Annotated in this window: 8 protein-coding genes; 3 read left to right on the top strand and 5 right to left on the bottom strand. The window is 42.4% G+C overall.

Translation table 11 applies throughout. The annotated features are described in order from the left end of the window. Window positions 1-471 precede the first annotated feature (471 nt). The 3 genes from BA1DRAFT_RS07955 to BA1DRAFT_RS23740 form a co-directional block, all read right to left on the bottom strand. Window positions 472-1,071 (bottom strand): tail fiber assembly protein, encoded by a 600-nt coding sequence (locus tag BA1DRAFT_RS07955; RefSeq protein WP_036777779.1) that lies wholly within the window; start codon window positions 1,069-1,071, stop codon window positions 472-474. Beyond that, on the bottom strand, window positions 1,068-1,568 hold the full coding sequence (locus BA1DRAFT_RS07950; RefSeq protein ID WP_036777777.1) for a phage tail protein: 501 nt from the start codon (window positions 1,566-1,568) through the stop codon (window positions 1,068-1,070). The genes BA1DRAFT_RS07955 and BA1DRAFT_RS07950 overlap by 4 nt, the downstream gene beginning before the upstream one ends. 132 nt (window positions 1,569-1,700) lie before the next feature. Beyond that, on the bottom strand, window positions 1,701-2,132 hold the full coding sequence (locus BA1DRAFT_RS23740) for a hypothetical protein (RefSeq protein WP_051560711.1): 432 nt from the start codon (window positions 2,130-2,132) through the stop codon (window positions 1,701-1,703). A 338-nt stretch (window positions 2,133-2,470) separates the two neighbouring features. Here BA1DRAFT_RS23740 and BA1DRAFT_RS23490 point away from each other — a divergent pair, with 338 nt between their 5' ends. Both BA1DRAFT_RS23490 and tadA read left to right on the top strand, forming a co-directional pair. Beyond that, window positions 2,471-2,638: a hypothetical protein gene (locus BA1DRAFT_RS23490; RefSeq protein ID WP_160169994.1), complete on the top strand. Its 168-nt coding sequence runs from the start codon at window positions 2,471-2,473 to the stop codon at window positions 2,636-2,638. A 204-nt stretch (window positions 2,639-2,842) separates the two neighbouring features. Next, the gene (gene tadA, locus BA1DRAFT_RS07940; RefSeq protein WP_036777775.1) at window positions 2,843-3,352 is read left to right on the top strand and encodes a tRNA adenosine(34) deaminase TadA; all 510 of its coding nucleotides are present in this window, start codon (window positions 2,843-2,845) and stop codon (window positions 3,350-3,352) included. 11 nt (window positions 3,353-3,363) lie between these two features. Here tadA and BA1DRAFT_RS07935 read toward each other — a convergent pair whose 3' ends face one another. Next, window positions 3,364-5,670: an Orn/Lys/Arg family decarboxylase gene (locus BA1DRAFT_RS07935; protein ID WP_036777773.1), complete on the bottom strand. Its 2,307-nt coding sequence runs from the start codon at window positions 5,668-5,670 to the stop codon at window positions 3,364-3,366. A 131-nt stretch (window positions 5,671-5,801) separates the two neighbouring features. Then, entirely contained in the window at window positions 5,802-7,217 is a 1,416-nt protein-coding gene (gene mltF, locus BA1DRAFT_RS07930; protein WP_051560709.1) for a membrane-bound lytic murein transglycosylase MltF, read from the bottom strand. 266 nt (window positions 7,218-7,483) lie between these two features. On the opposite strand from mltF, the gene purL reads away from it, so the two are divergent. Then, window positions 7,484-11,371, top strand: a complete 3,888-nt coding sequence (gene purL, locus BA1DRAFT_RS07925) for a phosphoribosylformylglycinamidine synthase (RefSeq protein WP_036777771.1) — start codon at window positions 7,484-7,486, stop codon at window positions 11,369-11,371. Window positions 11,372-11,683: the final 312 nt, after the last annotated feature.

Raw genomic sequence — 11,683 nt, 5'->3', positions numbered from 1 at the left:
TAGTCTACTCCAAAAAGAGGATAATAAGATTATATTATAACTTAAGCGATTGATTATTTATGTATGACTGATGACAATAAATTGTTTAACATATTGTAATCGAAAGCATATTCAAGATGTTTATGTTTTATATCTGAAAATTATTTTATCTTATTTCTTCCGGTAATTTTAATAATGGTTTTCACAAGTTTTATTAAAATACAGGGTGTAAAAATAGCAGCTACGAAAGTATTATTATTTTATCTATTGGTTAGGTTATTATATTTTTTTATGTTTTTTCCATAGATATAGATGTTATCTCCTGAAAAATAAAATAAAAAAAGGGCTGCCATGCAGCCCATAATTCTAATTATAAATCATATTTGACCGGATTGAGACGCCAAAAGCATAGGAAATCAGCCGGTCAAAATAGTCATTATTATCACTGAAAAAAGATTTGGGATAGAATAATGCCCGGTCTTGATAATTGTATTATTCTGGTATTTGTGGCCACTCAATATCTGAAACCATTGAGGTATCAACACGGCTCAGTAATACCACATACTTCTTCCAGGCAAGTAATAATGCTTTCTCTGCGTCTGAGGCCATCTCAGTCTCAATAGCATATTGTAATAAAATGATGGCTTCATTAGCTTGTTGGCGAAGAATGACACGGTGTTGTTCTGCCTGTTTCATCTGATTGGCTTTTTGAGCTTCAATATCTGTTGCCCATTTTTCGCCATCCCACTTATCAAAATCGGTGCTTGGTTGTTTGAATGTCAGCGTTTTTGGTAATTCACCCGGTTCAATGATTTCCTTCTGTTCCCCAGTTTGGGTGTTGTAAGCTATTTTCCCTCGATAATCTGGTACTATTTGCCAGCCGGTTAAATCAGGTGAACGACAGGCGATATATCCCTCTTGGGTTTCAGGTGGTGCATCTGTGCAAGAGTTGGCAGGAAGGCCGATACCAACGGGAAGGTACTCATCAGAACTGTTTAAATATTCCAGCGTAATTGCATCGTAATTAAATACAACGATACTTCCGGCACTGATGGCAATATTATTTTTATCCAGTACAGCCTTATTCATCATGCAATCCTCACAATGTAATTAAATGCCACGTTTCGTGGACGTGTTTCTATTCCCGTTGAGGCGGCAATCGCATTATCCATATAACCGTAACCACCAGATCCCATTCCGATAGCGATGCCTATTCCACGAGGATCAATGCCGTAGTTAACGTTCTGGTAGATACTATTGAGAATACGGCCTGCTGCACCCACTCCGTCGGTTCCACCATTTGAGTTGGACCACATCCGGACAACCCTGTGACTATGTGGAGCAATGTCTGCCAGTTGCCCGGATAATAGATATCGACCAATATCCACTCCACGCCCATCATCCCAGCCCCGGATAAATTCACCCCGTAAATCAGGTAATCTACCAGTAGGATAAGCTTGCGCTAATTTTGGATATAAAGTTTGATCAAAGATTGCTCCATTGCATTTCACCCACCCACTTGGTGGTATGTCAGCCGGCCAGGGAAGTGGTATTCCTACCGGGATTTCGTCAAGTACCAACGTGCTCATTATGCTGCCCTCATCATATAGTTAAACGCTAGGTTATGTGGCTTTGATGCCCCTATATCGGTCATCCGCCACTAAGATAAACTTCCGCTAATTTTAGATATAAAGTTTTATCGAAGATCGTTCCATTATATTTCACCCACCATTTGGTGGTATGTCAGTCGGCCAAAGAGGTGATACACCTACCGGAATTAACTTTTCCAATAAGCTTCGGTTTTTCACAAGTACATTTTTATTAGGAATATCTGCAATATTTTTTGATTTTTCCAATGCGTAATTGGAAATTTTAGTTATGATTTTTTGTTCTAACTCTCTATTTAATTGAGTGTTGAGTTTAGTGATATCGCGATTATCGAGAACACGATCACCAGATTGTGTCGTGATGAAATTAGCCACAACAGAGACTATTGTTGACGATCGACGTAATACCTTATTTAATAAATGAGTGGGGACATTATCTGGTAGAAACCCGGAATACAAACTCAGGATTTTTTCGTATTTTTCTTGATTTACTACATTAGCATTATTGCTAGTAGAGAAATCCTTAAAATCATTTTTGAGACTCATATACTTTCCTCAAATTAGGTTATGTATTTATAGACCATACCTTGAGTTGTTGTAAAGATAGTGTCCGTTAATTTATAATTTAAGATGTTAATTATTTATATGTAATTGGTAGTAATAAATAGTCAATATTTTTAATCGAAAATATACCTAAGGTATTAATGTTTTGTTTCTACTAACTATCTTTGATGGTTTATATATGGAAAGATTTATATTGGAGGTTGAGATAAAAGGTGTGGCAGGAAAAATAAAAAATTTATATGTATAATTTTTATCTCTGATTCTTATGATTTCGCTTTAATTATATTTTTCATTGCTGTTATAGGTGCTTGCGGGTTTTTATGACAGATGGTGGTGGGTGGGCACTTCCAATGGCTGCATTACCCAACGGAACATTGAATAATTTTAACGCTTGGGTAGCTGGTAAAACTTTCGATTATCTTGGAAATGAAATCAAATTATCTGCTGATGCCTATGTAGTTGGACAATATCTTGCAATCGGATTTTAATTGATTTAAAGGAAATATAAAAATGTCATAAGATAGAATTGCATTATATATTTGGTTGTTAATTTTTTGGGTGTTTTATCAGCAATAAATATATAAAATAATCTCGGGTGTATATTCCCAATGGATTAATAAGAAAATATATCTGGAAAACAAGTAAAATAAATCGTTATAATTGTCCCTGATGTAATCAAATGGGATACCGTAGTGACTGAAATATATAGTGATGAATATTGGATGCAGCAGGCCATCGAACGAGCAATAAAGGCGTGGGAGCAGGGGGAAATACCTGTTGGTGCTATATTGGTTGCTGATAATAAAATCATCTCGGAAGGTTGGAATCAGTCTATTATCGCGCATGATCCTACCGCTCATGCCGAAATTATTGCGTTACGCAAAGGGGGAGAACAGTTACACAATTATCGTTTAATAAATACCACCTTATACGTCACGCTTGAGCCTTGCACTATGTGCGCCGGTGCTATGATACATAGCCGAATACAGCGGTTGGTTTATGGCGCCAGTGATATGAAAACTGGCGCCGTAGGTTCTTTGGTTGATATATTGCGCCATCCTGGCATGAATCATCAAATTGATATTACCAGCGGTGTGCTTGCTGAGGAATGTTCGACGATGTTGAGCGCTTTTTTCAAACAACGTCGGCAACAACATAAAGCATTAAAAGCCGCCAGGAAACAGCAGGAAGACAATCAATAGGCATTCTTGATTCACTCTTTTAGTACCCATATATGGTACTCGCCGTTTATCATCTCTGCGCCTTCCAGAATTTTTTCAAAGCCTGGGAACTTGTTATTCCATTCACCTATCTGGCGAATATATTGTAACCGGGGGGCATGTTCATCACCGAAACGTTCTCCCGGTAGGATGATTGGTATACCTGGTGGATAAGGAATGACACTAACAGCCGATATGCGCCCTGCCAGTTCATTAAGTGGTAAATGTTCAGTACGGCCTCCCATATGATCAAGGTGTGCTTGTCGGGGGAGTTTAACTATCTCAGGTAGTTGGCTAAATGATTTCTTTTGCTCAATATCCATTTCATATTTTTTTATATACCCAAATATTTTATCCGAAATATCTTTTAGCCCCATATTTTCATAATATTCAGGGTATTGCTTCGCGAGTTTTGGTAAACATTGTTTCAGTGAAGTATTTGCGTCATAGTGTTTCTTGAAATTCAATAATACATTGATCAATGTTCCCCATTTACCTTTGGTAACTCCGATAGAGAACAGGCAAAGAACAATAAAATCGGTGGTACGTGCTGGCACAATATCATGCTGACTGAGATAAGCGGAAAGAATTTCGGCTGGAATGCCATTTTCCAGCAATTCATCATTGTCATTCATTCCTGGGCATAAAATACCAACTTTCGTTGGATCTAGCAGGCACCATTCTTCTGATAGATTGGTAAACCCATGCCATTTTTCTCCCTCTTTTAATACCCAACAAGAAGGGTCCGTTGCCAATTGTTCTCTGTTTGCTTCATGGAAGGGAATTAATTTACCGCTGTCTGCGCTGATAATTTCTCTGGCATTCCAGGGTAAGAAGAACCAATCATCTTTTTGTTTAAATTGATGATGGATTTTTGCTAATGTCAGACGGAAGTCTACGGCTTCATTGATAGCGTTTTGTATCAATCTTTGCCCCTGCGGACCATCCATCATGGCCGCTGCAATTTCATTAGTGGCGATAAGCGAATATAGCGGTGAAGTTGTGGCGTGCATCATATAAGACTCGTTGAAACGGGAATGTTCAACGGGTTTTTTACCATTGCGGATATGGATATACGATGATTGTGATAGCGCCGCCAACATCTTATGCGTGGATTGAGTGGCAAATATTGTCGGGCCATTATTGTTAAAATCATTTGGGTCATCACGCATTGAGTAACGATGTTTATACATAGGATTAAAACGAGCATAAGCAAACCAAGCTTCATCAAAGTGAATTTGATCAACACTTTTTGCGAGTAAATCTTGTGCTTGTTCTGCGTGATAACATATTCCATCGTAAGTACAGTTGGTGATGACCGCATAAACAGGCTTATTGTCTACTGCGCACTCTTTTAGTGGGTGTTTATTAATGAGTTGTTGGATATATTCTGGTTGAAATTGATCTCTGGGAATGGGACCAATAATACCATAGCGGTTGCGTTGGGGAATAAGATATACGGGCAAAGCTCCGGTCATGATTAAACCTTGTCCAATAGATTTATGGCAATTGCGATCGCATATAACAATCTCTTTCTCACCAATAATGGCGCCCATGATAATACGGTTAGAACCCGAAGTACCGTTAAGAACGCAATAGCTTTGATGGGCGCCAAAAATCGTTGCGGCATATTCTTCTGACTCTTTAATAGCACCGGTATGATCTAGCAGTGAGCCAAGTATTTTTCTTTCTATTCCAATATCACTTCGGAATAGATTTTCCCCAAAGAAATTAATTAATTCTCTTCCTGCCGCCGTCTTAGTCAGTGCGACACCGCCTTGATGTCCGGGGGCAGTCCAGGAATATTCTGGTGATTCTTGGGTATATTGCAGTAATGCACGAGTGAAAGGAGGTAATAATTGAGCGTGATATTTCTTAATTAGCGAACCGGCGCGAGAAGCGATAAATCCAGCCGTATCTTCAAGCATCCAGACAAATTCATCTGCCAATCCCATGACTTCAAGTGTCAGCGTGTCGATGCTGGAATATTCCGCGGTCAACAATACCGGAATGGTTGTATTGTGTTTGCGTATTTCTTTCAGTAATTCTAAGACTTGTTTATGAGATTCGTAGTTATTATCTCCTGAAGTCCAATCAACAAAAATACAGCATAGTGAAGAATCAGAAGAAACTGTGGCTATGCCATCTTGGAATGTAGCAGCTAGGATAACAGCGAAATTGTTCTTTTTTAATGCTTCGATTAACTCTGTAAAAGCACGACCATTCGCAGTCGTCGGACTAAATACATGGCTGCTGACAACCATAATTTTGTTTTGTTCGTTAATATCTAAATTAATCATGATTTATCCTTTGGGAGAGATAGTGTCTTGACGAATTTAGTATGGTTAGTTGGATTAGTTGTCAAACATAATATAACTGAGGATATATAATGGCTGTAATTGACTCCTTAGAGCCTTATATTTGTTTACTTTTATTTTGGTTGGTTTTCTTGGGAAATTAGTTTTTTTCGATTTTCTTTGGCTTGTAAATATCCGACTAAACTAAGCTGATAACGGCGAATATTTTCAATATAGCGATATGCTTCATGTCCACGGGCATAACCATAGGCGGTATTTGTATAATATTTTTTCTGACTTAATAGCGGGAGCCGTTTTTTGACATCAAGCCAGCTATCAGGATTTCCTTTTTGTGATGCCGTCAGTTTACGGGCATCTAACATATGTCCATAACCCATATTGTAAGCAGCCAGTGCAAACCAGATACGCTCATCTTTAGGAATATTTTCAGGTAATCGTTTCATTAGATTTTGCAGATAGATTGCGCCGCCCTTAATACTCTCCTCTGGATCAAGGCGATCAACGACGCCTAACCCTTTAGCGGTCTGGCTGGTTAACATCATCAGGCCACGTACACCCGTGGGTGAGGTTGCCAGTGGGTCCCAATGTGACTCTTGCCAGGCAATGGCAGCGAGTAATTGCCAACTGATATCACCGGAATATTTTTCAAATAGTGGCCGATAGATGGGCAGGATATTATCAATGGCGCTGAGAAAAGAGAGTGTATCGAAATAGTCAAATGAGTGGACGTGACCAAAATATTTCTCCTCCAATCGGGGCATGACATTTTTTTCCGTTAGCTGGCTAAAAAAATCCAGCATGGCAGCGTAAAGGCTGTAGTCGTCAATGCGTTTTAAATACCATGTCAGCGGGTTATCTTCGCTCACATCAAAAGCGACGGCCAGATTAGGGTGAGTACGTTGTTGTAACGCGACATTAATCGAGTCACCTAACGTATAATCCAGTTTACCTTCTGATACCTGTTCCAGTAGTTCGCGAGTGTTATATTGTTGTGTTTCCTCCCATTCAAGCTCAGGGAAATTATCTGTTTTTAGCTTTTTCAATGTGCTGGCATGAGCAGAACCGGAAGCGACCAGCAGTTTACCTTTTAACTCTTTAAAAGAGCGAGGGCGTGGAGTTCCTTTGCGATAAATCAGTTGTTGGGATACAGAATAGTAAGCCGGACCTGCGCGGGTTTGAGCCAGCCTTTCTTGATGATAGGTCAAGCCGGCGGCCAGAAGATCAGCGTCGCCATTTTCTAGGTCGTCGAATAACTGATTGATATTTTTTCTGAATTTGATTTCCAATTTGACGCCAAGATAATCAGCAAAGCGTTGTGCCAGTTCGTAATCGAATCCATTTGGTTCTTTCTTACTGGTAAGGTGGATCAGAGGTGAGCTAATGGTGCTGATCCGTAGCTCTCCTCTGGTCATGATCCTGTTAATCTGCTCCTGCTGTTTATTCGGCCAACTGATGTTCAGACTGATGATGGCGGCAGAAAAAAGAGCGATAACAATGATAACGAAATAATTTATTTTTATATTATTCAATATGTTATCTCGGTGTAACGCGGTGTGGTGCTATGCGGAAACGCGCTATTTTATTATGGTTAAATTTCCAGTGACTGAGCATTTTGCGGAACAAAAACCGGCTGTGCAACCTAATTGATACTATTTACATGACTTGGACAAAGGACAATTGGCGGTAATAATCGTCACGCAAACGGTTTCGTCATGGGTGACAATCCTCTATAATGTACTCATTTCCCCTTAGACATCTATTAAGCTTTGCTTCTAAGATGAGAGAATTGATTACTATGAAAATTCTACGTGGTTCACCTGCTTTATCTGCATTTCGTATCACTAAGCTCCTTTCTGTGTGCCAAGAACAGCAACTTCCGGTCAATGATATTTATGCCGAATATGTTCATTTCGCAGAGATTAATGCACCTTTGAGTGATGTTGATTCAGCAAAGTTACAACAATTATTAAAATATGGACCTTCGCTGGCTGAACATGAACCCCAAGGTACGTTACTGTTAGTGACGCCTCGTCCGGGAACGATTTCACCGTGGTCTTCCAAAGCAACCGATATTGCTCACAATTGTGGTCTGTCCCAGGTTGTGCGTCTGGAGCGCGGCCTGGCTTATTACATCCAAAGTGGTGAAATGAGTGATGCACAGTGGCAAATATTGTCATCACTGTTGCATGATCGGATGATGGAAACGGTCTTTACTCAATTGGAACAGGCGGAAAAATTGTTTTCTCGTCAACAACCTGTTCCGTTAAAACGCATTGATATTCTGCAAGCAGGACGCGGCGCGTTGGAGCAAGCCAATACGGAGCTTGGATTGGCGTTGGCTTCGGATGAAATTGATTATCTGATGGAGGCTTTCCAGAAATTAGGCCGCAATCCAACAGATGTTGAACTTTATATGTTTGCTCAGGCTAACTCTGAACATTGCCGCCATAAAATCTTTAATGCTGACTGGATTATTGATGGTGAGGCACAGTCAAAATCATTGTTCAAAATGATTAAAAACACCTATGAGCAGACACCTGATTATGTTCTGTCAGCCTATAAAGATAACGCTGCTGTGATGGAGGGATCTTCTGTCGGCCGTTTCTTCGCCAGTGCGGAAAACGGTTCATATGATTACCATCAGGAGCAGGCCCATATTCTGATGAAAGTGGAGACGCATAATCACCCGACTGCGATTTCTCCTTGGCCGGGCGCATCGACAGGTTCTGGTGGTGAAATTCGCGACGAAGGGGCGACCGGGCGTGGCGCTAAGCCAAAAGCGGGTCTGGTGGGATTTTCAGTATCTAATCTGCGGATACCGGGTTTTGAACAGCCGTGGGAAGAGGATTTCGGTAAACCGGAGCGTATTGTCAGTGCTCTGGATATCATGATGGAAGGCCCTTTAGGGGGCGCGGCGTTTAATAATGAATTTGGTCGTCCGGCGTTGTTGGGTTATTTCCGTACCTATGAAGAAAAAGTCAACAGCCATAACGGCAGCGAATTACGTGGTTATCACAAGCCCATCATGCTGGCAGGCGGGATGGGTAATATCCGAGATGAACATGTCAAAAAGGGTGAAATTTCTGTTGGCGCAAAACTGATTGTGCTCGGTGGCCCGTCCATGAACATTGGATTGGGTGGTGGGGCTGCATCTTCTATGGCGTCGGGGCAATCCGATGCTGATCTGGATTTTGCTTCGGTTCAACGGGATAACCCGGAAATGGAGCGCCGTTGTCAGGAAGTGATCGATCGCTGTTGGCAGTTAGGTGAAAACAACCCGATTCTGTTCATTCATGATGTTGGTGCAGGTGGGCTTTCCAATGCCATGCCTGAACTGGTCAGTGACGGTGGTCGCGGTGGACGGTTTGAGCTGCGCAAAATTCTTAATGATGAGCCGGGGATGAGTCCGCTGGAAGTCTGGTGTAACGAATCACAAGAGCGTTACGTACTGGCGGTCGCGCCGGAACAACTTCCGCTGTTTGAAGAGATTTGTCGGCGTGAGCGTGCGCCTTATGCCATTATCGGCGAGGCAACAGAAGAACGTCATTTACTGCTTAATGATGAACACTTTGATAACCAGCCAATCGATATGCCTCTGGATGTACTGCTAGGTAAAACGCCAAAAATGTTGCGTAATGTCAGTACATTAAAAGCCGGAGGCGAAAGCCTTGAACGCCGGGATATCGATCTGGCAGAAGCCGTTAAGCGCATTATGCATTTGCCGGCGGTGGCAGAAAAAACCTTCCTGATAACGATAGGCGATCGCTCTGTCACTGGCATGGTTTCCCGTGATCAAATGGTGGGTCCGTGGCAGATCCCGGTTGCGGACTGCGCTGTCACCACCGCCAGCCTTGATAGCTACTATGGCGAAGCGATGTCTATGGGGGAACGTGCGCCGGTCGCTTTGTTGGATTTTGCTGCTTCCGCCCGAATGGCAGTCGGTGAAGCTTTGACCAATATCGCTTCTGCTTATGTTCAGGATTTAAAGCGCATTAAACTTTCAGCGAACTGGATGTCCGCTGCGGGCCATCCCGGTGAGGATGCCGGTTTGTATGCGGCGGTTAAAGCAGTGGGTGAGGAGTTATGTCCTGTGCTAGGGCTGACTATTCCGGTGGGTAAAGATTCCATGTCGATGAAAACCCGCTGGCATGAACAAGGTGAAGAGCGTGAGATAACGGCGCCTTTGTCGCTGGTGATTACCGCTTTTGCCAGAATGGAAGATGTACGTCGTACAGTAACGCCGGAGCTTTCCACCGATGAAGATAATGCATTGTTATTAATCGATCTGGGGCAAGGAAAAAACACACTGGGCGGTACCGCATTAGCACAAGTTTACCGTCAACTGGGTAATAAAACCGCGGATGTACGTAGTGCTGAGCAATTGGCTGGTTTCTTCAATGCGATTCAGCAACTGATTGCGGAACAAAAATTACTGGCTTATCACGATCGCTCTGATGGTGGTTTATTGGTCACGTTGGCTGAAATGGCTTTTGCCGGGCATTGTGGTATTGAAGCTGATATCAGTGTGTTTGATGAAGATATTCTGGCTGCGCTCTTTACAGAAGAGTTGGGCGCTGTAGTTCAGATTCGAGCATCGGATAGAGGATTTGTTGAAAACGTTTTGGCAGAACAGGGTCTGGCCGATTGCGTACATTATCTGGGGAAAGCCAAAGCAGGTGATGATTTTGTTATCTTTAGTGGCAACACTGAAGTATATCGCCAGAATCGCAGTACCTTGCGTTTATGGTGGGCAGAAACCACATGGCAAATGCAGCGTCTGCGCGATAACCCGGAGTGTGCAGATCAGGAACATCAGGCTAAACAGGATAATCAAGACCCTGGACTGAATGTAAAACTGACCTTTGATATTTCAGAAGATATTGCAGCGCCTTACATTTTGCGGCAGGTAAGGCCGAAAGTGGCTGTACTGCGTGAACAGGGCGTTAACTCCCATGTTGAAATGGCCGCGGCGTTTCACCGAGCAGGTTTTGAGGCGATTGATGTTCATATGAGTGATTTGTTGTCTGGGCGTATTGGATTGAGCCAATTCCAGACACTGGTTGCCTGTGGTGGTTTCTCGTATGGCGACGTATTGGGAGCAGGTGAAGGTTGGGCGAAATCAATTTTGTTTAATGAACGGGTTCGTGATGAATTTGCCGCTTTCTTTACACGACCTGATACGTTGTCGCTTGGTGTTTGTAATGGTTGCCAGATGATGTCTAACTTGCGGGAATTGATTCCAGGCGCAGAACATTGGCCGCGTTTTGTACGTAACCGTTCAGAGCGCTTTGAAGCACGATTCAGTTTGGTGGAAATTACTGACAGCCCGTCGTTGTTCTTGCAAGATATGATAGGTTCTCGTATACCGATTGCGGTTTCTCATGGGGAAGGGCAAGTAGAATTCCGTGATAGACAGCATCTTGAGATGCTTGAAAGCAACCAGTTAGTGGCTTTGCGTTATGTGAATAACTATGGTCAGATTACGGAAAACTATCCAGCTAACCCGAATGGTTCAGTGAATGGTATTACCGCAGTTACCAGCTTTGATGGTCGAGCAACCGTGATGATGCCGCATCCAGAAAGGGTATCCCGCACGGTGAATAACTCTTGGCATCCAAAGGAGTGGAGCGAAGATGGCCCGTGGATGCGACTTTTCCGTAATGCTCGTAAGCAGTTAGGATAAGTACCGCGGTGTAAGTAAATGGTGTCAGCCGGTTTTTCCGGCTGATAGTGTTCATTGGCTTCATTGTGATCCTTTGTTTCGTAACTGACGTGAGATCACAATTGAAGCCATTTTTTTATTTGTTCTAGCATTCCATACATAGGGTATATATTGAGCGTATGGAAATGCGCTGGTTTTGTCGAATGCGAAGTTGATAGATATACCTAATAGATTTCGAGTTGCAGCGCGGCGGCAAGTGAACGAATCCCCAGGAGCATAGATAACTATGTGACTGGGGTGAGTGAAAGCAGCCAACAAAGCAGCAGCTTGAAA

The organism is Photorhabdus aegyptia (assembly GCF_000612035.1).
Lineage (GTDB): Bacteria > Pseudomonadota > Gammaproteobacteria > Enterobacterales > Enterobacteriaceae > Photorhabdus > Photorhabdus akhurstii.
This window is presented reverse-complemented; position numbering and strand designations above follow the sequence as displayed.